Origin of the sequence: Streptomyces sp. WZ.A104 (assembly GCF_002382885.1) — a bacterium.
In the GTDB taxonomy this organism is placed as follows: domain Bacteria; phylum Actinomycetota; class Actinomycetes; order Streptomycetales; family Streptomycetaceae; genus Streptomyces.
The window spans coordinates 1-25104 of record NZ_NWVL01000067.1 but is presented as its reverse complement, the minus strand read 5'-3'; the positions used below and the strand labels follow the sequence as shown (position 1 = coordinate 25104).

At 71.9% G+C, this 25104-nt stretch carries 23 protein-coding genes and 1 pseudogene; 15 read left to right on the top strand and 9 right to left on the bottom strand.

What is annotated here, in order from left to right; genetic code table 11:
- Positions 1-5: 5 nt before the first annotated feature.
- Positions 6-584, top strand: a complete 579-nt coding sequence (locus CIB93_RS28790) for a dienelactone hydrolase family protein (protein ID WP_179500282.1) — start codon at positions 6-8, stop codon at positions 582-584.
- 15 nt (positions 585-599) lie between these two features.
- Here CIB93_RS28790 and CIB93_RS28785 read toward each other — a convergent pair whose 3' ends face one another.
- The 4 genes from CIB93_RS28785 to CIB93_RS28770 all read right to left on the bottom strand — a co-directional run bounded on the left by CIB93_RS28785 (position 600) and on the right by CIB93_RS28770 (position 5417).
- The gene (locus CIB93_RS28785; protein WP_096631090.1) at positions 600-2267 is read right to left on the bottom strand and encodes an alkaline phosphatase; all 1668 of its coding nucleotides are present in this window, start codon (positions 2265-2267) and stop codon (positions 600-602) included.
- A gap of 129 nt (positions 2268-2396) precedes the next feature.
- Positions 2397-3212: a DsbA family protein gene (locus CIB93_RS28780; protein WP_096631089.1), complete on the bottom strand. Its 816-nt coding sequence runs from the start codon at positions 3210-3212 to the stop codon at positions 2397-2399.
- A 71-nt stretch (positions 3213-3283) separates the two neighbouring features.
- Positions 3284-4012, bottom strand: coding sequence for a hypothetical protein (locus CIB93_RS28775; protein WP_096631087.1), 729 nt, complete (start codon positions 4010-4012; stop codon positions 3284-3286).
- 79 nt (positions 4013-4091) lie between these two features.
- Positions 4092-5417 carry a DUF2252 domain-containing protein gene (locus CIB93_RS28770; RefSeq protein ID WP_096631085.1) on the bottom strand — a complete coding sequence of 442 codons (1326 nt, stop codon included), beginning with the start codon at positions 5415-5417 and terminating at the stop codon, positions 4092-4094.
- A gap of 202 nt (positions 5418-5619) precedes the next feature.
- Between CIB93_RS28770 and dnaE the strand changes: the two genes are divergently transcribed.
- Positions 5620-9159, top strand: coding sequence for a DNA polymerase III subunit alpha (gene dnaE / locus CIB93_RS28765; RefSeq protein WP_096631084.1), 3540 nt, complete (start codon positions 5620-5622; stop codon positions 9157-9159).
- A 92-nt stretch (positions 9160-9251) separates the two neighbouring features.
- Here the strand turns inward: dnaE and CIB93_RS28760 are convergent, their stop codons facing one another.
- Positions 9252-9431 (bottom strand): hypothetical protein, encoded by a 180-nt coding sequence (locus CIB93_RS28760; RefSeq protein ID WP_096631082.1) that lies wholly within the window; start codon positions 9429-9431, stop codon positions 9252-9254.
- A gap of 290 nt (positions 9432-9721) precedes the next feature.
- Between CIB93_RS28760 and CIB93_RS28755 the strand changes: the two genes are divergently transcribed.
- From CIB93_RS28755 to CIB93_RS28740, 4 genes are all read left to right on the top strand, one after another.
- Positions 9722-10987 (top strand): NYN domain-containing protein, encoded by a 1266-nt coding sequence (locus CIB93_RS28755; RefSeq protein ID WP_179500281.1) that lies wholly within the window; start codon positions 9722-9724, stop codon positions 10985-10987.
- Positions 10988-11139: 152 nt separating this feature from the next.
- Positions 11140-12123 (top strand): ABC transporter ATP-binding protein, encoded by a 984-nt coding sequence (locus CIB93_RS28750; protein ID WP_096631080.1) that lies wholly within the window; start codon positions 11140-11142, stop codon positions 12121-12123.
- Positions 12124-12238: 115 nt separating this feature from the next.
- Positions 12239-13081, top strand: a complete 843-nt coding sequence (locus CIB93_RS28745; RefSeq protein ID WP_096631078.1) for an ABC transporter permease — start codon at positions 12239-12241, stop codon at positions 13079-13081.
- 112 nt (positions 13082-13193) lie between these two features.
- Positions 13194-13943: an ABC transporter permease gene (locus CIB93_RS28740; protein WP_096631076.1), complete on the top strand. Its 750-nt coding sequence runs from the start codon at positions 13194-13196 to the stop codon at positions 13941-13943.
- A gap of 120 nt (positions 13944-14063) precedes the next feature.
- Here the strand turns inward: CIB93_RS28740 and ybaK are convergent, their stop codons facing one another.
- The 4 genes from ybaK to CIB93_RS28720 form a co-directional block, all read right to left on the bottom strand.
- Positions 14064-14561 (bottom strand): Cys-tRNA(Pro) deacylase, encoded by a 498-nt coding sequence (ybaK, locus tag CIB93_RS28735; RefSeq protein WP_096631074.1) that lies wholly within the window; start codon positions 14559-14561, stop codon positions 14064-14066.
- 15 nt (positions 14562-14576) lie between these two features.
- Positions 14577-15341, bottom strand: coding sequence for an LON peptidase substrate-binding domain-containing protein (locus CIB93_RS28730; RefSeq protein ID WP_096631073.1), 765 nt, complete (start codon positions 15339-15341; stop codon positions 14577-14579).
- 5 nt (positions 15342-15346) lie between these two features.
- Positions 15347-16387, bottom strand: coding sequence for a hypothetical protein (locus CIB93_RS28725; protein ID WP_096631071.1), 1041 nt, complete (start codon positions 16385-16387; stop codon positions 15347-15349).
- A 220-nt stretch (positions 16388-16607) separates the two neighbouring features.
- Positions 16608-18209 (bottom strand): oxidoreductase, encoded by a 1602-nt coding sequence (locus CIB93_RS28720; protein ID WP_096631069.1) that lies wholly within the window; start codon positions 18207-18209, stop codon positions 16608-16610.
- Between the two features lie 159 nt (positions 18210-18368).
- Between CIB93_RS28720 and hisD the strand changes: the two genes are divergently transcribed.
- From hisD to CIB93_RS28680, 9 genes and pseudogenes are all read left to right on the top strand, one after another.
- Positions 18369-19691, top strand: coding sequence for a histidinol dehydrogenase (hisD, locus tag CIB93_RS28715; RefSeq protein WP_096631067.1), 1323 nt, complete (start codon positions 18369-18371; stop codon positions 19689-19691).
- Positions 19688-20821 carry a histidinol-phosphate transaminase gene (locus CIB93_RS28710; RefSeq protein WP_096631066.1) on the top strand — a complete coding sequence of 378 codons (1134 nt, stop codon included), beginning with the start codon at positions 19688-19690 and terminating at the stop codon, positions 20819-20821. Before hisD ends, CIB93_RS28710 begins: the two co-directional genes overlap by 4 nt.
- Positions 20818-21414 (top strand): imidazoleglycerol-phosphate dehydratase HisB, encoded by a 597-nt coding sequence (gene hisB, locus CIB93_RS28705; protein WP_096631064.1) that lies wholly within the window; start codon positions 20818-20820, stop codon positions 21412-21414. Before CIB93_RS28710 ends, hisB begins: the two co-directional genes overlap by 4 nt.
- Positions 21411-21578, top strand: coding sequence for a hypothetical protein (locus CIB93_RS38170; RefSeq protein ID WP_179500280.1), 168 nt, complete (start codon positions 21411-21413; stop codon positions 21576-21578). The genes hisB and CIB93_RS38170 overlap by 4 nt, the downstream gene beginning before the upstream one ends.
- A gap of 10 nt (positions 21579-21588) precedes the next feature.
- A complete protein-coding gene (gene hisH / locus CIB93_RS28700) occupies positions 21589-22242 on the top strand; it encodes an imidazole glycerol phosphate synthase subunit HisH (protein WP_096631062.1) in 654 nt (217 codons plus the stop codon).
- A complete protein-coding gene (gene priA / locus CIB93_RS28695) occupies positions 22242-22967 on the top strand; it encodes a bifunctional 1-(5-phosphoribosyl)-5-((5-phosphoribosylamino)methylideneamino)imidazole-4-carboxamide isomerase/phosphoribosylanthranilate isomerase PriA (protein ID WP_096631060.1) in 726 nt (241 codons plus the stop codon). Before hisH ends, priA begins: the two co-directional genes overlap by 1 nt.
- Positions 22964-23380, top strand: coding sequence for a RidA family protein (locus CIB93_RS28690; RefSeq protein ID WP_096631058.1), 417 nt, complete (start codon positions 22964-22966; stop codon positions 23378-23380). Before priA ends, CIB93_RS28690 begins: the two co-directional genes overlap by 4 nt.
- On the top strand, positions 23377-24132 hold the full coding sequence (gene hisF, locus CIB93_RS28685; protein ID WP_096631057.1) for an imidazole glycerol phosphate synthase subunit HisF: 756 nt from the start codon (positions 23377-23379) through the stop codon (positions 24130-24132). Before CIB93_RS28690 ends, hisF begins: the two co-directional genes overlap by 4 nt.
- Before the next feature lie 214 nt (positions 24133-24346).
- A pseudogene (locus CIB93_RS28680) lies at positions 24347-25104 on the top strand (PucR family transcriptional regulator); the annotation flags it as partial.

The window sequence follows — 25104 nt, the reverse complement described above, 5'->3', positions numbered from 1 at the left end:
GCACCATAGGCCTCATGAACATCATGCTTTTCCACTCGACGTACGGGCTCAGGCCCGCCGTGCACGCGGCTGCCGCGCGTCTCCGGGACGCCGGCCACGAGGTGCGCGTGCCCGATCTGTTCGAGGGGCACACCTTTGACACGGTGGAAGAGGGCATGGCCTACAAGGACGAGGTCGGCAAGGAGGAGCTGCTGAAGCGCGCCGTGCTGGCCGCCGCACCCTACTCCGACCAGGGGCTCGTCTACGCGGGCTTCTCCCTGGGGGCGGCGACCGCGCAGACCCTGGCCCTCGGCGACGCGAAGGCGCGCGGGCTGCTGCTGTTCCACGGCACCTCGGACATCGCCGAGAACGCCTCGGTGGACGACCTCCCCGTCCAGCTGCACGTCGCGGACCCGGACCCCTTCGAGTCCCACGACTGGCTGAACAGCTGGTACCTCCAGATGCAGCGGACCGGTGCGGACGTGGAGGTCTACCGCTACCCCGGGGCCGGGCACCTGTTCACCGACCCCGATCTGCACGACTACGACCAGGCGGCCGCCGAGCAGACCTGGAAGGTCGCGCTCGGCTTCCTCGCCACGCTGTAGCCCGGTGCGCGGCGCTCAGCGCACCGGGCGGTCGGCCCGCTCGACGCGCTGGGTACCCCGACGGGTGCGGTAGGAGCGGGCCCAGGCGGAGGTGGCGTCCTTGGCCGTCCTGTCGGAGAGCACGTAGTAGTCCATCTGCGCCCGCTCCGCGGTCACGTCCAGCACCCCGTAGCCGTGCGCGTCCATGTCGACCCACTTCACATGGCGGTTGGCCGCCCGTACGGCCGCGGCTGCGACCAGCGACACGGTCTGCGGGGCGACCCGCAGGATGTCGTCGAGGTTGTCCGAGGTCACCGACGTGACCACGAACTCCGTGGCGGCCGACGGCGACAGCGGATAGGTGGCCGCCCTCGTGGGTACGTCGTTGGCCCAGGCCATATGGACGTCGCCGGTCAGGAACACCGTGTCCGCGATGGACCGGTCCCGCAGATGCGCGATCAGCTCCCTGCGGTCGTCGGTGTAGCCGTCCCACTGGTCGACGTTGACCGCGAGGCCCTCCTTCGGCAGCCCCAGCAGCCCCGCCAGCGGCTCCAGCAGATGGGCGGGGAGCGCGCCGAAGGCGACCGGGGAGATCATCACCGACGTACCGACCAGCTGCCAGGCCGCACCCGAGGCGGCGAGGCCCGCTTTCAGCCAGTCCAGCTGGGCTCGGCCGGTGACCGTGCGCTCCGGGTCGTCCACCCGCCCGCTGCCGATGGACGCCTGCTGGGAGCGGAAGCTGCGCAGATCCAGCAGATGGAGATCGGCGAGCCGCCCGAAGCGGAGCCGCCGGTAGACAGTGCCCTCGGTGGAGGCGCGGACCGGCATCCACTCGAAGTACGCCCGTTTGGCCGCGGCCACCCGCTGCTCCCACGCCCCCTCCGTGTCCGGGGTGTGGTTCTGCGCCCCGCCCGACCAGGCGTTGTTGGCGAACTCGTGGTCGTCCCAGATCGCGATCACCGTGTGCGCCGCGTGCAGGGCCTGGAGGTCGGCGTCGGTCTTGTAGTTCCCGTGCCGGGTGCGGTAGTCGGTGAGGCTCAGGATCTCGTGGGCGGGCAGGTGCTCGCGCAGCGCCGTGCCCTGCGTGGGGTACTGGCCGGTGCCGTACTCGTAGAGGTAGTCGCCCAGGTGCAGGACAGCGTCCAGATCCGGACGGGCGGCGAGATGGCGGTACGCGGAGAACCAGCCGGCCTCCCAGTTGGCGCACGACACCACGCCGAAGCGGATGCCGGGGGCGGCGGCGTCGGCCGCGGGGGCGGTGCGGGTGCGGCCGACGGGGGAGACCACACCGGTCGTCGCGTCGCCCGCGGTGAAGCGGAAGTAGTACGCCGTGGCCGGGCGCAGCCCCCGTACGTCGGCCTTCACGGTGTGGTCGGAGGAGGCCGAGGCGACGGCGGTGCCGCTCGCGGATATTCGCGCGAACTCCCGGTCCTCAGCGACCTCCCAGTGCACGGGGGTGGCCGCACCGCGGCCCGAGCCGGGCTCCGCGCCGGGTTCGGGGGTGACGCGCGTCCACAGCAGGACACCGTCGGGCAGCGGGTCGCCGGAGGCGACACCGTGGAGGAAGGCGGGCGGCCCGGCCGGGTGGGCGGGGGCGGCGGAGGTGGTGGTGGCCGTGGCGAGTACGGGGGCGGCGGCGGCGCTCGCGGCGGCGGCCCGTACGACCGTGCGGCGGCGCGGCGAGGAAGGGTGTCGACTGGTCACGGCCGATCACCCTACGGGCGCGTACGGCGAGCGGGCGGGCGAACAGCGTAAGTTCGCCCGCCCGTCGGGAAACCGTCGCCGGAAGGCGGCCCGCCGGTCGGCGGGGAGGAGGGGCAGGCGCCCCGGCTGCTACCCCTTGAGCGCCTTGTCGACAGCCGCCGTGAACTCGGCCGCCGTCATCGGGGCGTTGCTGCTGCCCTCGCTGGTGACCGTCTTGCCGTCCATCTTCAGCGTCGGCGTGCCCTTCACATCGCTGTCGTTGAACGCCTTGGACATCTTCATCGCCCAGGCGTCGTACGTGCCGTCCTCGACGTCCTTCTGGAAGGCCTTGTTGCCCTTCAGGGCGTCGACCGAGTCCGCGATCTCGATCAGGTAGCTGTCCTTGGCGAACTTGTCCTCGCTCTCCTGCGGGTGGAACTCCTCCGAGTACAGCGCGGCCTTGAAGTCCAGGAACGCCTCGGGGCTCACGTTCAGCGCCGCGCCGAGCGCGCTCAGGGCGTTCTTGGAGCCCTCGCCGTTGTCGGTGTTGTCGATGAAGGTCGCGCCGACGTACTTGACCTTGTACTTGCCGGCCTCGACGTCCTTCGCGAGGGTCTCGCCGATGCCCTGCTCGAAGGTGGCGCAGACCGGACAGCGCGAGTCCTCGTACAGCTCCAGGGTCTTCTTGGCGCTCGGCTCGCCGATCACCACGGTGGTGCCGTCGTCGCCGGAGGTGTTCTTGGGCGCCGTCACGTTCTTCGCGTCGGCGGCGGCCTCCCAGGCGTCGGGCTTGTTCAGCTGCATCACGCCGTAGCTGATGCCGCCGACCACGGCCAGGGCGGCGACGACCGAGACCGCGACGACGAGCTGCTTGCGGGTCCGGTCCTTCTTCGCCTGCCGCTCCCGCTCGGCACGCAGCCGCTCGCGGGCCGCTGCCTTGTTCGCCTGGCTGTTGCGCTTGCTCATGATCGTTCTCCGTGAATGCGTGGTACGTGCGGGGAGTGGGCGGTGCGCTGCGCGCATGCGTCGCCGCGGCCTCAGGCAGCGGCGTACAGCGCGGGCGGCGGGCCCCTGCGTCCCACACAGTGCACGAGGAAGCGGGCGGTCAGGCGCGGGCGCGGGCGCCCGGCGGGGCGCGGGCGGGGGCCCAGGGAGGGAAGGCTCGCCCGCACCACGGCGGCCGCGACGAGCATCGGCCGGAACGTCGTCAGGGCCGCCGCGCGCAGCAGCCCGGCCAGGGCGGCCTCACCGCGCCGCAGCCAGGCCGCGGCGAGCAGTCCCACGGACACATGGGCGACGAGCAGCAGCCACGGCACGGCGGGCCCGGGGTGTGCCAGCAGGGCCGCCGCACGGTCGCCCGCACCGGCCACGTCGGCCAGCGGAGTGCCCATCGCGCCGACGCCCGCGATCCGGGCCCCGCCCGAACCGACCTCGCCGCCGCCGCAGAGGACGTCGAAGCCCACCGCGCGCAGCGGCCCCGCGACCGGGCCGCCGGCCGCCCCGTAACAGAGGTGCTGGCCGGTGGTGAAGAGCGTGTCGGCCGCCAGCTCCAGCGGGACCAGCAGTCCCGCGATCGGCCAGAAGCCGCGCTCCCGGCCGGCCAGGGCGTACGCCACGGCGAACACGACCGCCGCGAGCAGCGCGACCGCGGTCAGCGGCAGTGGGACCCGGGAGAGCAGCACATGGGACGCGGTGGACAGGGTGACGACGAGCGCGGTGAAGAGCGCCGCGCGCGCCACCCTGAGCTGCGTCCCTGAGATGTCCATCGCCGGAAAGTGTGTCATGTACTGAGGTAAGCGGGCCTTAAAAGAGGCTGAGAGCCGTGGCCCGTCCGGTTGTGCGGGACTACAGCCCCGGGATCCGGCCGTTGCGGAAGAGGTCCACGAAGATCTGGTGGTCCGCGCGGGCCCGGGAGCCGTAGCTGTGGGCGAAGTCGACCAGCAGCGGCGCGAAGCCCTCCTCGTCGGCCGCGATGGCCGCGTCGATCGCCCGCTCCGTGGAGAACGGCACCAGCGAGTGACCGCTCTCGTCGTCGGCCGCCGCGTGCATGGTCGCCGTCGCCCGGCCCAGATCGGCGACGACCGCCGCGATCTCGTCCACCTCGTCGATGTCGGCCCAGTCCAGATCGACCGCGTACGGGGAGACCTCGGCGACCAGCTGGCCCATGCCGTCCAGCTCGGTCCAGCCCAGCCAGGGGTCCGCGTGCGCCTGGAGCGCGCGCTGCGAGATCACCGTGCGGTGCCCCTCGTGCTGGAAGTAGTCCCGCACGGCGGCGTCCGTGATGTGCCGGGCGACCGCCGGGGTCTGCGCCTGCTTGAGGTAGATCACCACATCGTTCTCCAGGGCGTCGCTGTTGCCCTCCAGCAGGATGTTGTACGAGGGGAGCCCGGCCGATCCGATGCCGATGCCCCGGCGGCCCACCACGTCCTTCACCCGGTAGGAATCGGGGCGGGTCAGGCTCGACTCCGGCAGCGTCTCCAGATAGCCGTCGAAGGCGGCCAGCACCTTGTAGCGCGTCGCGGCGTCCAGATCGATCGCCCCGCCGCCGTCGGCGAACCGGCGCTCGAAGTCCCGGATCACGGTCATCGAGTCCAGCAGCGAGAAGCGGGTCAGCGAGCGGGCGGCGCGCAGCGCGCCCAGCAGCGGGCCTTCCGCCGTGTCCAGGGTGAAGGGCGGCACCTCGTCGTTCTTCGCGCCCGTCGCCAGCGCGTGGATGCGATGGCGGTAGGCCCCGGCGAAGATCCGGACCAGCTCGCTGATCTGCTCGTCGGCCAGCGCCTTCGCGTAGCCGATCAGGGCCACGGAGGCGGCGAAGCGCTTCAGGTCCCAGGTGAAGGGGCCGACATACGCCTCGTCGAAGTCGTTGACGTTGAAGACGAGGCGGCCGTTGGCGTCCATGTAGGTGCCGAAATTCTCCGCGTGCAGATCGCCGTGGATCCACACCCGGCCGGTGCGTTCGTCGAGGAAGGGGCCGCCGTGCCGCTCCCGCTCCAGGTCGTCGTAGAACAGGCAGGCCGTGCCCCGGTAGAAGGCGAAGGCCGAGCCCGCCATCTTGCGGAACTTGACCCGGAAGGCGGCCGGGTCGGCGGCCAGCAGCTCCCCGAAGGCGGTGTCGAAAACGGCGAGAATCTGCTCCCCGCGCCGCGCTGCGCCGGTCTGCGTTTCCGACATCTCTTGCTGCCTCCTGCTGTCGTTGGCGTACCTGGCGGGCCAACGGCCCACGTGACCGAGTGCATGACAAAACGGACACCGGTTCCGCCCTGTCCAACGCTCGGCGGAAGCCCGGAGTGCCCGCTGTCGGGCTCCTTCACGTCGTAGACTTCCACGCTGTCCCCCCGTCCGTCATCGCCCGACTTCCCGGAGGCCCGACGCCGTGACCAAGCCGCCCTTCACGCACCTGCACGTCCACACCCAGTACTCGCTGCTGGACGGTGCCGCGCGGCTCAAGGACATGTTCGAGGCGGCCAACGAGATGGGCATGACGCACATCGCGATGACCGACCACGGCAACCTCCACGGGGCGTACGACTTCTTCCACTCCGCGAAGAAGGCGGACGTCACACCGATCATCGGCATCGAGGCGTACGTCGCCCCCGAGTCGCGCAAGCACAAGCGCAAGGTGCAGTGGGGGCAGCCGCACCAGAAGCGCGACGACGTGTCCGGTTCCGGTGGTTACACCCACAAGACGATCTGGGCGTCCAACAAGACGGGGCTGCACAACCTCTTCCGGCTCTCCTCGGACGCGTACGCCGAGGGCTGGCTCCAGAAGTGGCCCCGGATGGACAAGGAGACCATCTCCCAGTGGTCCGAGGGCCTGATCGCGTCCACCGGCTGCCCCTCCGGCGAGGTGCAGACCCGGCTGCGGCTCGGCCAGTTCGACGAGGCGGTCCAGGCGGCCTCCGACTACAAGGACATCTTCGGGGCGGACAAGTACTTCCTGGAGCTGATGGACCACGGCATCGAGATCGAGCGCCGGGTCCGCGACGGGCTCCTGGAGATCGGCCGGAAGCTCGACATCCCGCCGCTGGTCACCAACGACTCCCACTACACGTACGCGCACGAGGCCACCGCCCACGACGCGCTGCTGTGCATCCAGACCGGCAAGAACCTCTCCGACCCGGACCGCTTCCGCTTCGACGGCACCGGCTACTACCTGAAGACGACGGAGGAGATGTACGCCATCGACTCCTCCGACGCCTGGCAGGAGGGGTGCGCCAACACCCTCCTGGTCGCCCAGCAGATCGACACCACCGGCATGTTCGAGGCGAAGAACCTCATGCCGAAGTTCGAGATCCCGGACGGCTTCACGGAGATCACCTGGTTCCAGGAGGAAGTCCGGAACGGGATGAAGCGCCGCTTCCCGAACGGCGTGCCCGACGACCGGCAGAAGCAGGTCGAGTACGAGATGGACATCATCATCCAGATGGGGTTCCCGGGGTACTTCCTGGTCGTCGCCGACTTCATCATGTGGGCCAAGAACAACGGCATCGCGGTCGGCCCCGGGCGTGGTTCGGCGGCCGGTTCGATCGTGGCGTACGCGATGGGCATCACCGACCTCGACCCGATCGAGCACGGGCTGATCTTCGAGCGGTTCCTCAACCCCGAGCGCGTCTCGATGCCCGATGTCGACATCGACTTCGACGAGCGCCGGCGCGTCGAGGTGATCCGGTACGTGACCGAGAAGTACGGCGCCGACAAGGTCGCCATGATCGGCACGTACGGCAAGATCAAGGCGAAGAACGCCATCAAGGACTCGGCCCGTGTGCTGGGCTACCCGTACGCGATGGGCGACCGGCTCACCAAGGCCATGCCCGCCGACGTCCTCGGCAAGGGCATCGACCTCAACGGCATCACCGATCCCAAGCACCCGCGCTACAGCGAGGCGGGCGAGATCCGGGGGATGTACGAGAGCGAGCCCGACGTCAAGAAGGTCATCGACACCGCCAAGGGCGTCGAGGGCCTGGTCCGGCAGATGGGCGTGCACGCCGCCGGCGTCATCATGTCCAGCGAGCCGATCGTCGACCACGCGCCGCTCTGGACGCGACACACCGACGGCGTCACCATCACGCAGTGGGACTACCCGCAGTGCGAGTCGCTCGGCCTGCTGAAGATGGACTTCCTCGGCCTGCGCAACCTGACGATCATGGACGACGCCATCAAGATGGTGAAGTCCAACAAGGGCATCGACCTGGAGATGCTCCACCTGCCGCTGGACGACCCCAAGACGTACGAACTGCTCTGCCGGGGCGACACGCTCGGCGTCTTCCAGTTCGACGGCGGCCCGATGCGCTCCCTGCTCCGCCAGATGCAGCCCGACAACTTCGAGGACATCTCCGCCGTCTCGGCCCTCTACCGGCCGGGCCCGATGGGCATGAACTCGCACACGAACTACGCGGAGCGCAAGAACGGCCGCCAGGAGATCACCCCGATCCACCCGGAGCTGGAGGAGCCCCTCAAGGAGGTCCTCGGCCTCACCTACGGCCTGATCGTCTACCAGGAGCAGGTCCAGAAGGCCGCCCAGATCGTCGCGGGGTACTCGCTCGGCGAGGCCGACATCCTGCGCCGCGTGATGGGCAAGAAGAAGCCCGAGGAGCTGGCGAAGAACTTCGTCCTCTTCGAGAAGGGCGCCAAGGAGAAGGGGTTCTCCGACGCGGCGATCAAGGCGCTGTGGGACGTCCTGGTGCCGTTCGCCGGATACGCGTTCAACAAGGCGCACTCCTCGGCGTACGGTCTCGTCACCTACTGGACCGCGTACCTCAAGGCGAACTACCCCGCCGAGTACATGGCGGCCCTGCTGACCTCGGTCAAGGACGACAAGGACAAGTCCGCGGTCTACCTCAACGAGTGCCGCCGCATGGGCATCAAGGTGCTCCCGCCGAACGTCAACGAGTCGCTGTCCAACTTCGCCGCCCAGGGCGACGACGTGATCCTGTTCGGCCTGACCGCCGTCCGCAACGTCGGCCAGAACGTCGTCGACTCGATCATCCGCTCCCGCAAGGCGAAGGGGAAGTACAGCTCCTTCCCCGACTTCCTCGACAAGGTCGAGGCGGTCGTCTGCAACAAGCGCACCGTCGAATCGCTGATCAAGGCCGGCGCCTTCGACGAGATGGGCCACACCCGCAAGGGCCTCGTCGCCCACCACGAGCCGATGATCGACAACGTGGTCCAGGTCAAGCGCAAGGAGGCCGAGGGCCAGTTCGACCTCTTCGGCGGCATGGGCGAGGAGGAGAGCGACGAGCCGGGCTTCGGGCTCGACGTGGAGTTCTCCGACGTCGAGTGGGAGAAGGCCTACCTGCTCGCCCAGGAGCGGGAGATGCTCGGTCTGTACGTCTCCGACCACCCGCTCTTCGGCCTGGAGCACGTGCTGTCCGACAAGGCCGACGCCTCGATCTCCCAGCTCACCGGGGGGGACTACTCGGACGGCTCCGTCGTCACCGTCGGCGGCATCATCTCCGGCCTCCAGCGCAAGATGACCAAGCAGGGCAACGCCTGGGCCATCGCCACCGTGGAGGACCTCGCGGGCTCCATCGAGTGCATGTTCTTCCCCGCCACCTACCAGCTGGTCTCCACCCAGCTCGTCGAGGACACCGTCGTCTTCGTCAAGGGACGCCTGGACAAGCGCGAGGACGTGCCCCGGCTGGTCGCCATGGAGATGCAGGTCCCCGACATCTCCAACGCCGGGACCAATGCCCCGGTCGTCCTCACCATCCCCACCGTGAAGATCACCCCGCCGATGGTCACCCGGCTCGGCGAGGTGCTCAGCCACCACCGGGGCGACACCGAGGTGCGGATCAAGCTCCAGGGGCCGCGCACGACGACAGTGCTGCGCCTGGACCGGCACCGGGTCAAGCCCGACCCGGCGCTCTTCGGTGACCTGAAGGTGCTGCTCGGGCCCTCCTGCCTGGCCGGCTGAGCGGCCGCGTACGACGAGAGGGGCGTCCCGCCGGTGCGGGACGCCCCTCTCGCTGTCCTCAACGCATGTCTTTACCGCGAGCGGCCGACGCGTCAGTTGTGGCCGAAGCGCCGCTGATGCTTGCGTGCCACGTCGGCGGGACTGCCCTGGGCCTGCGCCTGCGGCTGGGTCTGCGACTCGTACGCCGTCGACTTCGCCTGCTCCGCACTACGCTCCGACGCGGACGCGCGGTCGTGCTGGCTGCCCTGCTTGCGGTTCTTGTTCTTGGCCATGGTGAATGCCTCCTGTGGGGAATCCTGGGGGGCCAGGACCGCTGTCAGACTCACATGGCACCGCAAAAGCCGCATGTTGGATCATTACCGTGCGTAGTGGTATTCGCGGTGGCCTTGCTCCCCCGTCATCCGCCCGGACCTTTTCCAGCTCTTTCCCGATCCGCCACGCCGATGATCCAGTTCCGGCCGTTAACCCTTCCGCGGTCGGGCAGACTCGAAGGAAACCCTGGGTAAGCGGACCCGGTCATCGAGGGGCGGGCCGCTGAACCGTTCCCGAATTCTGGAAGAGGGTGGAAAACGTGGACCGTTGCGTCGTCCTGGTGGACGCCGGCTACTTGCTGGGCGCAGCCGCGAGTCTGCTGGCCGGAGAGCCCGCCCGATCCCGTATCACCGTCGACCACGCGGCCCTCATCCAGGGGCTGCGGGAACGGGCCGAGGCCGATACCCAGCAACCCCTGCTGCGCATCTACTGGTTCGACGGCGCCCCCGACCGGGTGCCCCAGCCCGAACACCGCAGGCTGCGCGTCATGCCCCGGGTGACCGTACGGCTGGGCGCCCTGACCCGCAGCGACGGGCGCTGGGCGCAGAAGGGCGTCGACGCGGCCATGCACGCGGAGCTCACCGAACTGGCCCGGAACCGCGCCTGCTCCGATGTTGTCCTGGTGACCGGCGACGGCGATCTGCTGCCCGGTCTGATGTCAGCCAAGGAACACGGCGTCGCCGTCCATCTGTGGGCCGTCCAGGCCGCCGACGGTGACTACAACCAGTCCGAGGACCTGGTCGCCGAGGCGGACGAACGCCGGGTCCTCGACCGGGCCTGGATCACCAAGGCCGTACGCGCCAAGGACACCGGCGGCGCCTGCGCCCCGCAGCCCGCCCCGCGCCCCGAGATCGCCGCGATCCTCTCCGCACCGCTGCCCGAGGCCGCCCTCGCCGCCTCCGCCGAGCGTGCCTCCGAGGCCCAGGCGGCCGCCGCCCGCAACGGCCCGGCCGCCCCCGCCGAGAGCCCGGAGCCCCCCGCAGCCGTCCCCGCGGCCCCCGGTGGCCACAAGGGCGTCCCCACCCCGAAGGACCTGGCCGCCCTGCGCGCCCATGCCACCCACCCGGACCGCCAGCAGCCGGCCCAGCCCGCGAGCGCCACCCTGCGCTGGTCCTCCGACAAGGGATGGGTGGAGCGCGGCGGCCCCCTCGGGGAACCGGCGGAGACCGCGTCCCTGCCGACCCTCGCCCAGCTCACCAGCGCCGAACAGCGCTGGGCGGACCGGGAGGAGGACATCACCACCGTGGGCGGCGACCCCTTCGAGGTGGGCCAGGTCTTCGCCCGCCGCTGGATGGAACGCCTCCCGGAAACCGTCCACCTGCAGAAGCTGTCCACCATGTACCCGCGCATCCCGCACCGCATCGACGGCGAACTGCTCCGGTACGCGGCCCGCTTCGGCCTCCTCGCCCACAAGGACGACCAGATCGACGAGCACGACCGCTACGCGATCCGGGCGGGCTTCTGGCGCGAGATCGACGTGCGCGCGGCCGCCGAACACGTGCCCGCCGGGGAGTAGGGCCTGCCCCAGCCGCGCGGCCGGGCGTCCCCGGCCGATCCCGCGGGCCGTGCGACGCGTGGTCCCCCCGGGCGTAAACCGGGGCGTGTGACCCCGTACCCTCGTACCTCGTGAGTACGGGCACAGCACAGGCGCAGAGGGGCACCGGCACCGTGTGCGCGGTGCGGGATCTGGTCAAGACCTATCCCGCCGTCCGGGGCCGCCGGGGAGCCCCCGCGACGCCCGAGGTCCGTGCCACCGACGGGATCAGCCTGGACGTCGAGCGCGGCGAGATCTTCGGACTGCTCGGCCCCAACGGCGCCGGAAAGTCCACCCTGGTCCGCCAGCTCACCGGGCTGATGCGGCCCGACTCCGGCAGCGTCGAGGTGCTGGGCCACGACCTCGTGCGCCACCCCGAGCGCGCCTCCCGGCTGATCGGCTATCTGGGGCAGGAGTCCACCGCCCTCGACGAACTGACGGTCTCCCTGGCCGCCGAGACCACCGGACGGCTGCGCGGACTACCGGTCCGCGAGGCCCGTGCCGAACGCGACGCCGTCCTGGAGGAGCTGGGCCTCACCCCGCTGGCCGGGCGGCCCCTGAAGAAGCTCTCCGGGGGTCAGCGGCGGCTCGCCTGCTTCGCCGCCACGCTCGTCGGCGACCGGCCCGTCCTGGTCCTCGACGAACCGACCACCGGCATGGACCCGGTCGCCCGCCGCGCGGTCTGGGCCGCCGTCGACCGGCGCCGGGCGGAGCGCGGGGCCACGGTCCTGCTGGTCACCCACAACGTCATCGAGGCCGAGACCGTCCTCGACCGGGTCGCCGTTCTCGAACGCGGCCGGGTCATCGCCTGCGACACCCCCGCCGGGCTCAAGGAGCAGGTGGCCGGGGAGGTCCGCGTCGAGCTGGTGTGGCGCGAGCGGGCCCCGCTGGACGTCCCGGAGGTGGCGGCGCTGAGGCCCTCCGCGCAGGAGTCCGGGCGGCGCTGGGTGCTGCGGCTCGGCCCGGACGAGGCACGGGCGGCGGTCGCCGCGGTGACCGGCGGCGCGGCCTTCGCCGCGCTCGACGATTTCACCCTGGCCACGCCCAGCCTGGAGGATGTCTATCTCGCCCTCGGGGGAGACGCGGCCAATGCGACCAAGGGGCTGGTGAAGGCGTGAGGATCGGACGTGGGGCGCGGGTGCTGAACACCGCGCCGACGCCGTACGCAGTCGGTGTACGGGACGTGGTGGGCCCGGTGCGGGTACCGGACGGGTGTAAGGGGAGCGGCCTCAGGTGACGAGCATCATTCCGGCCGGGACCGCCCCCTCGCGTGTCCGGCCCGTGCCCGGCACCTCCGGCACGGCCCCCGCCCGTACCGTCTCCGCGCCCCTCGCGCCGCGCGCCCGGCTGCTGCCCTCGCTGGCCGCCGTCTACCGCGCCCAGCTCTCCCGGGCGCGGGTCGCCCGGATTCCGCTGCTCTTCGTGGCGACCTTCCAGTCCGTCGGGATCATGGTCCTGATGCGGGGCGTCGTGGACGGCGGGTCCGAGGCCCGCGCGGTGGTCGCCGGCTCCAGCGTCCTGGTCGTCGCGTTCGTCGCGCTCAACCTGCTCGCCCAGTACTTCGGCCAGCTCCGGGCGGGCGGCGGGCTCGACCACTACGCCACCCTGCCCGTGCCGCCCGCGGCGGTGGTGCTCGGGGCGGCCGCCGCGTACGCCTCGTTCACCGTGCCCGGCACGGTCTTCACGGCGGTCGCCGGGAGCGTGCTGTTCCAGCTGCCGCTGACCCATCTGTGGGTCCTGGCCGCCGTCATCCCGCTCTCCGGCGCGGCGCTGGCCGGTCTGGGCGCCGCCCTCGGGCTGCTCGCCCCGCGCCAGGAGCTGGCCACCCTGCTGGGGCAGCTCGGCATGTCCGCCGCCCTGCTGCTCGGAGTGCTGCCGGCCGACCGGCTGCCGGAGCCGGTGGGGTGGGCGCGTGACCTGCTTCCCTCCACGTACGGGGTCGAGGCGCTGGCCCGTTCCTTCGACGCCTGCCCGGACTGGGGGCTGATCGCCTTCTTCCTCGCGATCTGCGCGGTGGTGGGGGTGCTGTCGCTGGCCGTGGCCACGTGGGCGTACCGGCGGGCGGCCGTACGGTAGGGCCCTGCCGCGGGGCGGCCGGGGCCGGGTCGTGCGCCCGCCAGCGGGTCCGGTCGCGGTCCGGACCGCGGTCCCGGGCACGGGTGCGGCAGCCGGTGAGGCGGCGCACAGGGTGGCCTGGCACGATGGCACGGTGACCGCACCGTTGACGCCGCCGCACCAGCCGAACCCCCACGATCCGTGGCAGGCCCCGCCCTCGGGCTCCCACTTCGTCCCCTCCTCCGGCTCGCCGGACGACCCGGACACCGCCACGGAGCTCCGTCAGGCCGCCGCGGTCGTCGTCCTGGTCGCGCTCGCGGGCATCGGGCTCGGGCTGCTGTGGCTGTGGCTCGCGCCGCGGGTCCCGCTGGTCTCCGACGAAACCGCCGTCTTCCTGAAGAACAGCGAGGGCGAGGAGGCGATCGGGGCGGACGGAACATTCGTCCTGCTGGCGATCGGCTTCGGTGTGCTCACGGCGGCCGCCGTCTTCTGGCGGCTGCGCCGCGGGGGCATCTTCGTGGTCCTGGGGCTGGCGCTGGGCGCGCTGCTCGGATCGCTGCTGGCGTGGCGGGTCGGCGTCTGGCTGGGGCCCTCGTCCGACGTGGTGGGCCGGGCCCGGGAGGTGGGCCAGGGCGTGACGTTCGACGCGCCGCTTGAGCTGCACGCGGTGGGGGTGGCGGCGCTGGTGTGGCCGTTCGCGGCGATGGCGATCCATCTGCTGCTGACCGCGGCGTTCGGGCCGCGGGACATGGAGCCGGACTGGTCTGGGTATTACGGGGGGCCGGTGCAGGGCCCCCTGGCGGGGCCGCCGTCGCCGTCGTCCTCGGGGTCGCCGTCGGCCTCGCCCGCTGCGGACGGCGGGTCGGCCCAAGGGCCTGTCTGACAGTTCCCGTCCGCCTCGCTCCCTTCCGAAAGCGGGGCGCTGCCCCGGACTCCGCTCCTCAAGTGCCGGAGGGGCTGAAGGAGCCTCCCCAAGCGCCGGAGGGGTGGTCGATGGGGCGGCTCACCCCCGCGCGATCTCCGCGAACGTCGCCCCCGTCAGCTCCGCCAGATCACTCGCCGCCAGCTCCACCTCCAGGCCCCGCCGCCCCGCCGACACACAGATCGTGGGGTGCGACCGCGCCGACGCGTCCAGCACCGTGCGCAGGCGCTTGCGCTGGCCCAGGGGGGAGATGCCGCCGCGTACGTAGCCGGTGGTGCGTTCCGCGGCCGTGGGGTCCGCCATCGTGGCGCGCTTGCCGCCCGCCGCGGCGGCCAGGGCCTTGAGGTCCAGGGAGCCCGCCACCGGGACCACCGCGACCGTCAGTTCGCCGTCCACGTCCGCCACCAGGGTCTTGAAGACCCGGTCGGGGGAGACGCCCAGGGCCTCGGCGGCCTCCTCGCCGTAGGAGGGGGAGGCCGGGTCGTGGTCGTAGGCGTGGACCGTGAAGGCGGTGCCCGCCGCGGTCAGGGCGACCGTGGCGGGGGTGCCGCCCGACTGCTTCTTGGGTTTCTTCGCCACCGGGGCCGCTCCTCCTCAGTTGGGGTGGGTGGGGGCGCGGGTCAGATCGGCCGCGGGCAGCGACGGCAGGTGCCGGATGACCGCGGTCTCCTTGCGCAGCAGCGTCAGCTCCTCGCGCAGGCGGGTCGCGGTGTCCGGGGCCTGGAGGAGGCGCTGCTTGGTGGGGATGTCCAGGACGGTGGCCGCCGCGACCAGGTACGAGACGACGGACGGGTCGTCGGGGAGGTCCGCGCCGGTCGTCAGCGAGCGTTCACTCGCTCCGGCCAGGCGCTTCTGGTACGAGCGGAACGCCCGCAGGACGCCCTCCGCGAGGGCTCCGGCCTCGTCGGCCTCGTCGTCGGCGGGCGGCTCCTCGGCCACCTCCTCCACCTCGGCGGTGAGGTAGGGGCCGTGGGTGTCGACGGAGAGCAGCCTGACCCGGGTGGTGCCGGTGGCCAGGACCTCGAAGCTGCCGTCGGCACGCTCGCGGATGGTCGCCGCGTCGGCGACGCAGCCGACCCGGTGGAAGGTCTGGATCGGGTCCGGGCCGAACCCCTCCGCCGGGGCGCGCTCGGTGGGAGGGGCCGCCGCGACGGTTTCCGGCATGCCGGTGGCCGTCGGGGCGATCTCGCGGCCGTCGCGGATCGCGACCACGACGAAGCGGCGAGGTTCGTCCTCGTCGCTCTTCAGCAGCTCCCGCATCATGGCGCGATATCGCTCTTCGAAGACGTTGAGCGGCAGCACCAGGCCGGGGAACAGCACCGCGTTGAGCGGGAAAAGGGGAAGGCGGGCGGTGGTCACAGCGCTCAAGCGTAATGGCCGCGGGGACGGCCGAGGTCGGCCCGGTTGCGCAAAGGGGTCAGGGAGGCCACCTGGAGGCGTGCTCCGTCGCGTGCGTCGAGGAACCGGCCCAGGGCGTCGTCGGAGACGGAGGACCACGGGAACGATGTCGCGTACAGGCCGATCAGCGTGAACTGGTCCAGTGCCTCGGCCCAGCGGCCCCGGGCGAGCAGGACGTACGCGAGGAGGTTGCGGACCTCGGCGGGCCACGGGTCGCCGGGGCGGTAGGCGGCGGAGAGTCTGATCGCCGGATCGGCCGCCGCGTCGATCCGCTCCTCCAGTACGGAGGTGGTCCGGCCCGCCGCCTGGCTGTCCAGGAGCAGCGCGAAGGCCGCCCGGACCGGCAGCGCCTGCACGAGGGAGTCGGGCGGCGCGTCCTCGGCGGCCCGCTCGGCGAAGTCGAAGCACTCGCGGTGCGAGCCGTACCAGGCGGCCGACAGGTAGCGCAGGGCCGCCACATGGCAGCCGTAGTGGTGCGGGGAGCGGCGCACCGCCTGTTCCCACAGCGTCTCGAAGGCGGTGTGCGTGGCGTGGGTGCCGCGGGCGTGGTCCAGGGCGAGCCGCCACGGCACCGGGTCGCGCGGGTCGGCCTCGGCGGCCGCGGTGATCATCGGGCCGACCTCGCGGAGCCGTTCCGCGCGGGCGGGCGACTCCCAGGCCCGGCGCACCGACAGCTCCGCCTTGACGAGCAGCGCGTCCGGGTCGCGCGGGGCGGCGGCCAGCCAGTCGACGAGCCAGCCGTCCCGGCTGCGGGCGAACGCGACGAGCCGCCCGAGGTAGCGGTCGCGGTTCTCCCACTCGGCCGCGTCCCGGGTGGTGGCGAGCAGCTTGGCGGCCGGTTCGTAGTCGCCCAGGGCGGCGGCGACCAGCGCGGGAGAGAGCCGCTCGTCGGGGGCGTCGAGCAGTACCGCGTCATCCGCGGACAGGCCGGCGGACAGCGGAGGGCTGTGCCGGACCATGCGCGCGGTACGGAGCAGAGCGCGAAGGAAAGCCATGGTGCAGACCATTGAAAAGCGCTGGTGAGGGCCGCGCCAGAGGTGTGCTGTGAAGCTTCTGTGCCGAGTGGATGGGTTGTATCGGACCGGGTCAAGAAAAGGCAAAGAAAAGGGCATCCGATGGCTTGAATGCGACCTCCTTTCGTGCTCGTTCCTCTCGGTGGTCACCGCTCGCGGGGGCCCGGATGTCCGGTCCCGGACACCTTCCGACCGGTTCGACCTGGCCTTTCGATCAACCCCTGCGCAGCAGCCGGGACGCCCCCGCCGCCACCGTGGTGGCCAGAACCCACCCCACCAGCACCAGGGCGGCCGCCGCCCACTGCCAGCCGCCCTCCATCCGCCAGTAGCCGTCCTGGCCGAGGTTGATCACCGGGATCAGGAGGTCCAACGCGTAGAGCGTCGGATTCCACAGCGGCGCCCCGTCGTCCTGGATCGGCGCCGGGTCGTACTGCGCGAACGCCGCGGCGCCCGCCGCCCAGAGCAGCGCCATCCACACCGCCGCGCGCCCCGGCCGGTAGCCGTACGCCACCGTCCAGTCCTGGAGGAACCCCCAGGCCTTCGCGGCGGGTGGCAGCGTCTCCCGGCGGCGGCGCTGCTTGGCCAGCAGCACCTCCCGCGCATCCGCGTCCTCCCCGCTGCCCCGCAACACCGTCGCCAGCCGCTCGTACGGCTCCGGCACGTACTCCGGGGTCGCCGCCGACACCCACTCCAGCCGCCGCGAGAGCGGGAAGTGGCCGTACGGGACGAGGTTCTCGTAGACGAAGCCGCCCATCGCCAGACCGCCCGGGCCCGGCCAGCTCGTCGACAGGTCGATCAGCGTGACCACCTTCGCCCCGTTCAGCACGACCCGGCCCTCCTCGGGGCGCTCCGCGTTGAACCGCAGCTCCGGCGTGACGATCCGGCGCAGCGACAGCTCCTCCTGCCGGGTCATCGTGAACCGGGCCTTGTGCAGGTCCACCGCGTCCCCGAACCGCCCGTCGTCCAGCCGCACCCCGCCCCTGCACTCGAAGATCTGCGAGCGGGTGCCGCGCGCCGGGGTCGGGGCGTAGACCACGCCGTACGGGGGAGTGGTGCCCTGGTTCCCCGTGTCGACGTTCACCCACGCCTCGGTCATGTAGAGCGTGCGCTCCACCGTCAGCTGCGGGGCGTTCAGCGCGCGCCGGTCCGTTCCGGCACGCAGCCGGCTGCCCCGCAGGCTCAGCGAACCGCCCACCTTCGCCCCGCGCAGGCTCAGCTCGCCGCGCGTCTCGATCATCTCGGCCTGGAGGTCCTGCGCGACCGCCATACCGTCCCCGGCGAAGGCCTGCCCGTGCCGGTCGGGGCCCACGCTGAGCTGGTTGATCAGTAAATCGGTGCCGATCTGGGCGTCGGTCAGCCGGATGCCCCGCTCGATCCGGCAGCGCGGCAGATGCAGATCGCCCTCCGTGTGCAGCCGCGCGGCCTCCAGGCGGGGCAGCGCGCATCCCACCAGCCGCAAGGTCGTGAAGTGGCACTCCGGGAGCACCAGCTCCTGCTCGATCCGGCAGCCGGTCAGCTCCACGTACGGAGCCACCCGGCCGCCCGCCAGATCCAGCTTCCCGGTGATCCGCACTCCCCGGAGCTTCAGCGCCGCCACCCGGCCGGGCCGGGCGGGCGGCCCGCTCAGCAGCAGCCGCGCCACCGTGCGCGCTCCGACACTTCGCTCGGGGCCCCACGCGTGCGGGGCGAACGGATCGTTGCGGGTCGTGTCGTAGGTACGTAAGTCGTAGGTGGTCCCGTTGCGGAAGGACTGCCACATGCCCAGCTCCGCTGCGCTGAGGCCGTCCGGGATATCGCCTTCGTGCGGCTCGGTCACGGCCGCTCCCTCCGTGCACACGTGCTGTAGTGCTGTTCTTCCCTCTCTGTGACGCGGTGAAAGCTAGCGGTCAGCAGTGACAGCCGGACATGGCCGAGACATGTATCAGCCAGTGATACGGGCGACCGGCGGCCTGCGGCGGTCTGCGAGAATTGCCGTGTGATCTCTCGAATCGATCTGCGCGGTGACGTCCTCCCCGAGGGCGCTGCCCTGCGCGACCTGCTGCCCCGAGCCGAGTTCGACGTGGAAGCCGCCCTGGAGACGGTGCGGCCCATCTGCGAGGACGTACGCCATCGTGGCTCCGCGGCAGTGATCGAGTGGGGGGAGAGGTTCGACGGTGTCCGGATCCCGTCGGTCCGGGTGCCCGCCGAGGCCCTCTCCCTGGCCCTGAAGGAGCTGGATCCCGCCGTCCGCGCGGCGCTGGAGGAGTCGATCCGCCGCGCCCGCCTCGTCCACCGCGAGCAGCGCCGCACCACGCACACCACCCAGGTCGTCCCCGGCGGCACCGTCACCGAGAAGTGGGTCCCCGTCGAGCGCGTCGGGCTCTACGTCCCCGGCGGCCGCTCGGTCTACCCCTCCTCCGTCGTGATGAACGTCGTCCCGGCCCAGGAGGCGGGCGTCGAGGGCGTCGCCGTGGCCTCCCCGCCGCAGAAGGACTTCGACGGGCTGCCGCACCCCACGATCCTCGCCGCGTGCGCCCTGCTCGGTGTGGATGAGGTGTACGCGGCGGGCGGCGCCCAGGCCGTCGCGATGTTCGCGTACGGCACCGAGGACTGTCTCCCGGTCAACCTGGTCACCGGCCCCGGCAACATCTACGTCGCCGCCGCCAAGCGCCTCCTCAAGGGCCGTATCGGCATCGACGCCGAGGCCGGGCCCACCGAGATCGCGATCCTCGCCGACGCCACCGCCGACCCGGCGCACGTGGCCGCCGACCTGATCAGCCAGGCCGAGCACGACCCGATGGCCGCCGCCGTCCTGGTCACCGACTCCGAGGAGCTGGCCGCCGCGACGGAGGCCGAGCTGGTCGGGCAGGTCGCCGCCTCCAAGCACATCAAGGACCGCATCGAGCCCGCCCTCGCGGGCCGCCAGTCCGCGATCGTCCTGGTCTCCTCGGTCGAGGACGGCCTCAAGGTCGTCGACGCGTACGGCGCCGAGCACCTGGAGATCCAGACCGCCGACGCCGCCGCCGTCGCCGACCGGGTCCGGAACGCCGGGGCGATCTTCGTCGGTCCCTGGTCCCCGGTCTCCCTGGGCGACTACTGCGCCGGTTCCAACCACGTCCTGCCCACCGGCGGCTGCGCCTGCCACTCCTCGGGCCTCTCCGTGCAGTCCTTCCTGCGCGGCATCCACATCGTCGACTACACCCGCGACGCGCTCGCCGAGGTCACCCACCATGTCGTGACCCTCGCCGAGGCGGAGGACCTCCCCGCCCACGGCGCCGCGATGAAGGCACGGTTCGGATGGAAGGTCCCACAGCAGTGACGAACGGCAGCGACACCACCCCGCGCAACCCCTGGGACGAACTCCCCATCCGCGACGAACTGCGCGGCCAGTCCCCGTACGGAGCACCCCAGCTCGACGTCCCCGTACGCCTCAACACCAACGAGAACCCCTACCCGCTGCCCGAAGCGCTCGTCGACCGGATCGCCGAGCGGGTCCGCGAGGCCGCCCGCGACCTCAACCGCTACCCCGACCGGGACGCCGTCGAGCTCCGCACCGAGCTGGCCCGCTACCTCACCCGCACCGCCGGGTACGAGGTGAGGGCCGCCAACGTCTGGGCCGCCAACGGCTCCAACGAGGTCCTTCAGCAGCTGCTCCAGACCTTCGGCGGGCCCGGCCGCACCGCGATCGGCTTCGAACCCTCCTACTCCATGCACGCCCTGATCTCCCGGTCCACCGGCACCGGCTGGATCTCCGGCCCGCGCTCGGCGGACTTCACCATCGACGTGGAAGCCGCCCGCGCCGCCATCGCCGAGCACCGGCCCGAGGTCGTCTTCATCACCTCGCCCAACAACCCCACCGGCACCGCCGTGGCGGCCGAGACCGTCCTCGCCCTGTACGAGGCCGCCCAGGCCGCCGGGCCCTCGGTCGTCGTCGTGGACGAGGCGTACGGCGAGTTCAGCCACCACCCCTCGCTGCTCCCGCTGATCGAGGGCCGCCGCAACCTGATCGTCTCGCGGACCATGTCCAAGGCGTTCGGCGCGGCAGGACTGCGCCTGGGCTACCTCGCCGCCGACGCGGCCGTCGTCGACGCCGTCCAGCTGGTGCGCCTGCCGTACCACCTCTCCTCCGTCACCCAGGCCACCGCGCTCGCCGCCCTGGAGCACACCGATACGCTGCTGGGGTACGTCGCGCAGCTCAAGAGCGAACGCGACCGGCTGGTGGCAGAGCTGCGCGCCATCGGCTACGAGGTCACCGAGTCGGACGCCAACTTCGTCCAGTTCGGCCGCTTCGACGACAGCCACGCCGTCTGGCAGCGGATCCTCGACCGGGGCGTCCTGGTCCGGGACAACGGCGTACCGGGATGGCTGCGGGTCACCGCAGGAACCCCGGCAGAGAACGACGCGTTCCTCGATGCGGTACGCGAAATCAAGAAGGAGCACGACGCATGAGCCCCCGCGTAGGCCGCGTGGAACGCACCACGAAGGAAACGTCCGTGCTGGTCGAGATCAACCTCGACGGCACCGGAAAGGTCGATGTCGCCACCGGGGTCGGCTTCTACGACCACATGCTCGACCAGCTCGGCCGCCACGGCCTCTTCGACCTCACGGTCAAGACCGACGGCGACCTGCACATCGACACCCACCACACCATCGAGGACACCGCCCTCGCGCTCGGCGCCGCCTTCAAGCAGGCCCTCGGCGACAAGGTCGGCATCTACCGCTTCGGCAACTGCACCGTCCCGCTGGACGAGTCGCTCGCCCAGGTCACCGTCGACCTCTCCGGCCGCCCCTACCTGGTGCACACCGAGCCGGAGAACATCGCGCCGATGATCGGCACGTACGACACGACGATGACCCGGCACATCCTGGAGTCCTTCGTCGCCCAGGCCCAGATCGCCCTGCACGTCCACGTGCCGTACGGGCGCAACGCCCACCACATCGTCGAGTGCCAGTTCAAGGCGCTCGCCCGGGCCCTGCGCTACGCCGCCGAGCACGACCCGCGCGCCGCGGGCATCCTGCCCTCCACGAAGGGCGCCCTGTGACCGGCCTCAACACCATCCTGATCGTCGTCGGCCTCTTCCTGGCCGGCGGCGTCTACTCCTTCGCCAAGCAGGGGATGCCCAAGGGCGTCATCGTGCTGCTGTCGATCGGCTCCGTGATGTGCCTGGTGGCGGGCGTCCTGCGGATCCAGGGCCTGTGGGACTGAGAGGCACGCTGTGACTGACAAAACGACTGGCAGGAAAAAGGTCGTCGTCTTCGACTACGGCTTCGGCAACGTCCGCTCCGCGGAGCGGGCCCTCGCCCACGTCGGCGCGGACGTCGAGATCACCCGCGACTACGACCGCGCGATGGCCGCCGACGGGCTCCTCGTCCCCGGCGTCGGCGCGTTCTCCGCCTGCATGGACGGGCTGAAGCGGGCCCGCGGCGACTGGATCATCGGCCGCAGGCTCTCCGGCGGCCGCCCCGTCATGGGCATCTGCGTCGGGATGCAGATCCTGTTCGAGCGCGGCATCGAGCACGGTGTGGAGACCGAGGGCCTGGACGAGTGGCCCGGTACGGTCGGACCCCTGAAGGCGGACGTCGTCCCGCACATGGGCTGGAACACCGTCGAGGCCCCCGAGGACTCCCGGCTCTTCGCGGGCCTGGACCCCGAGGCCCGCTTCTACTTCGTGCACTCCTACGCGGCGCACGACTGGTCCCTCGAAGTCACCAACGCCAAGATCCGTGCCCCCAGGGTCACCTGGGCCACGCACGGCGAACGGTTCGTGGCCGCCGTGGAGAACGGCGCGCTGTGGGCCACCCAGTTCCACCCCGAGAAGTCCGGCGATGCCGGCGCCCAGCTGCTGACCAACTGGATCGAGACGCTGTAATGCCGAAGCTTGAACTGCTCCCCGCCGTCGACGTCCGTGACGGCCAGGCCGTCCGCCTCGTCCACGGTGAGTCCGGCTCCGAGACCTCCTACGGCTCCCCGCTGGAGGCCGCCCTCGCCTGGCAGCGCGCCGGGGCCGAGTGGCTGCACCTCGTCGACCTGGACGCCGCCTTCGGCACCGGTGACAACCGGGAACTGATCGCCGAGGTCGCCGGGGCCATGGACATCAAGGTCGAGCTGTCCGGCGGCATCCGCGACGACGCCTCGCTGGAGGCCGCCCTCGCCACCGGCTGCCGCCGCGTCAACCTCGGCACCGCCGCCCTGGAGACCCCGGAGTGGGTCGCCAAGGTCATCGCCGAGCACGGCGACAAGATCGCCGTCGGCCTCGACGTCCGGGGCACCACCCTGCGCGGCCGCGGCTGGACCCGCGACGGCGGCGACCTCTACGAGACCCTGGCCCGCCTCGACTCCGAGGGCTGCGCCCGCTACGTCGTCACCGACATCGCCAAGGACGGCACCCTCCAGGGCCCCAACCTGGGCCTGCTGCGGGACGTCTGCGCCGCCACCGACCGCCCGGTCGTCGCCTCCGGCGGGGTCTCCTCGCTCGACGACCTCCGCGCGATCTCCCTCCTCGTCCCCGAAGGCGTCGAGGGCGCGATCGTCGGCAAGGCGCTGTACGCGAAGGCGTTCACCCTGGAAGAGGCGCTCCAGGCGGTAGCCGTATGACGGACACCCCCGCCTCCGCCACCGCCGTGCGGCGGATCTCCACCGGCGCCCCCTGGGAGGAGAAGTTCGGCTACTCGCGCGCCGTCGAGCTTCCCAACGGGCTCGTCCTGGTGGCGGGCTGCACCTCCGTGGTGAACGGCCAGATCTCCGCCGGCTCCCCGTACGAGCAGGCGGTCACCGCCTTCGGCGTCGCGTTCGCGGCGCTGGAGCAGGCGGGCCTCGCCCGCGAGGACGTCGTCCGCACCCGGATGTACATCACGCACGCCCGGGACGTCGACGAGATCGGCCGCGCCCACAAGGAGCTGTTCGACGCCGTGCGCCCCGCCGCCTCCATGATCATCGTGTCCGGGTTCGTCGACCCGAGCCTGGTCGTCGAGGTCGAGGTCGAGGCCTACCGGGGAGGCGCGAAGTGAGCCTCGCCGTACGTGTCATCCCCTGCCTGGACGTCGACAACGGCCGGGTCGTCAAGGGCGTCAACTTCCAGAACCTGCGCGATGCCGGTGACCCCGTCGAGATGGCCAAGCTGTACGACGCCGAGGGCGCCGACGAGCTGACCTTCCTCGACATCACCGCCTCCAGCGGCGACCGCGAGACGACGTACGACGTGGTCCGCCGCACCGCCGAGCAGGTCTTCATCCCGCTCACCGTCGGCGGCGGCGTCCGCACCCCCGACGACGTGGACAAGCTGCTGCGCGCCGGAGCGGACAAGGTCGGCGTCAACACCGCCGCCATCGCCCGCCCCGACCTCATCCGCGAGATCGCCGAACGCTTCGGACGCCAGGTCCTGGTGCTCTCCGTCGACGCCCGCCGCACCCCGGAGGGCAGCTTCGAGGTCACCACCCACGGCGGACGCAGGGGCACCGGCATCGACGCCGTCGAATGGGCGCACCGGGCCGCCGAGCTGGGTGCCGGCGAGATCCTGCTCAACTCGATGGACGCCGACGGCACGAAGGACGGCTACGACACCGAGATGATCGAGGCGGTACGGCGGCACGTCACCGTCCCCGTCATCGCCTCCGGCGGCGCGGGCCGCCTCGCGGACTTCGCCCCGGCGATCGAGGCGGGCGCCGACGCGGTGCTCGCCGCCTCCGTCTTCCACTTCGGGGACCTGCGGATCTCCGAGGTCAAGGGCGCCCTGCGGGAAGCGGGCCACCCCGTCCGCTGACGCAGGGACTGTCCCAGGGTCCTGCAACGCCCGCCGCCCGCCGCCGGGGGTTGCAGGACCGTGATGACCAGTTCCGCGCAGACCCCTAGGTACCGACTGGGCGGTATGTCATTCTGCGGGCGTCAGGATCGTTCGGCCGCGCTCGCGCCCTGCCGGGCCGGGTGCGCCGGGCCGGCCGATTCGCGCGGCCGGCCGATTCCCGGTGGAGGCCGCCATGCCACAGCTCGTACGTTCGCGGATCGGGGCGCCGTACGGACCGCCCGCCGCGACGCCGTTGCCGCAGCGCCTGCGTTCCCTGGCCGACCGCGAGGCCGTCGATGTGCTGCACCGGGCCGCCCGGGTCCTCGTCGCCGGGCTGCCGGCCCTCACCGACAGGCTCGTCGAGGCCCTGTACGAACAGGAGCCCGGCTACCGGGCGGCCATCGACGCCGACCGGGCCGAGGTCTGGCAGGAGGTCCACCACTCGCTGCGGCACAACGTCGGCTCGCTCATCCGGCCCCGGGAGTTCCGGGAGGCCGCCCACCGCGCGTCCCGGGGGATCGGCGAGATCCGCGCCGAACAGGGCGTCCCGCTCGACGCCGTCCTGCACGCGTTCCGGATGGGCGGCGCGATGGTCTGGCAGGACCTCGTGGACGAGACCGCCCGCCGTGACCCGGACGACGTACGGCTGCTCGTCCATGTCGCCGCCGACGTCTGGAACTTCGTCGACGAGCACTGCGGAATCGTCGCGGACGCCTACCGGCAGGCCGAGCGGCGGCTGTCCTGGCGGCGCGAGAACCGGCAGCGGCTCATGGTCGCAGCCCTGCTCGACGGGACCGCCCGGATCGCGGACCTCGCCGAGGCGGCCGCCATGCTGGGGCTGCCGGAGCAGGGCCGGTACGCGGTGCTCGCGGTGGCCGCCACCGGGCGGGGGCGGCAGGCGGCCGCCGCTGCGGGCGGGCCGCAGCGGACGCGGCACGCCGAGCAGGGGCC

What these genes read in the sequence shown, in the direction of transcription:
- CIB93_RS28780 (WP_096631089.1), bottom strand. Translation starts at nt 3,212, where the DNA reads ATGAGCAAGCGCAACAGCCAGGCGAACAAGGCAGCGGCCCGCGAGCGG.
- CIB93_RS28775 (WP_096631087.1), bottom strand. Translation starts at nt 4,012, where the DNA reads ATGGACATCTCAGGGACGCAGCTCAGGGTGGCGCGCGCGGCGCTCTTC.
- CIB93_RS28770 (WP_096631085.1), bottom strand. Translation starts at nt 5,417, where the DNA reads ATGTCGGAAACGCAGACCGGCGCAGCGCGGCGCGGGGAGCAGATTCTC.
- CIB93_RS28760 (WP_096631082.1), bottom strand. Translation starts at nt 9,431, where the DNA reads ATGGCCAAGAACAAGAACCGCAAGCAGGGCAGCCAGCACGACCGCGCG.
- CIB93_RS28725 (WP_096631071.1), bottom strand. Translation starts at nt 16,387, where the DNA reads ATGGTCTGCACCATGGCTTTCCTTCGCGCTCTGCTCCGTACCGCGCGC.
- hisB (WP_096631064.1), top strand. Translation starts at nt 20,818, where the DNA reads ATGAGCCCCCGCGTAGGCCGCGTGGAACGCACCACGAAGGAAACGTCC.
- priA (WP_096631060.1), top strand. Translation starts at nt 22,242, where the DNA reads ATGCCGAAGCTTGAACTGCTCCCCGCCGTCGACGTCCGTGACGGCCAG.
- CIB93_RS28690 (WP_096631058.1), top strand. Translation starts at nt 22,964, where the DNA reads ATGACGGACACCCCCGCCTCCGCCACCGCCGTGCGGCGGATCTCCACC.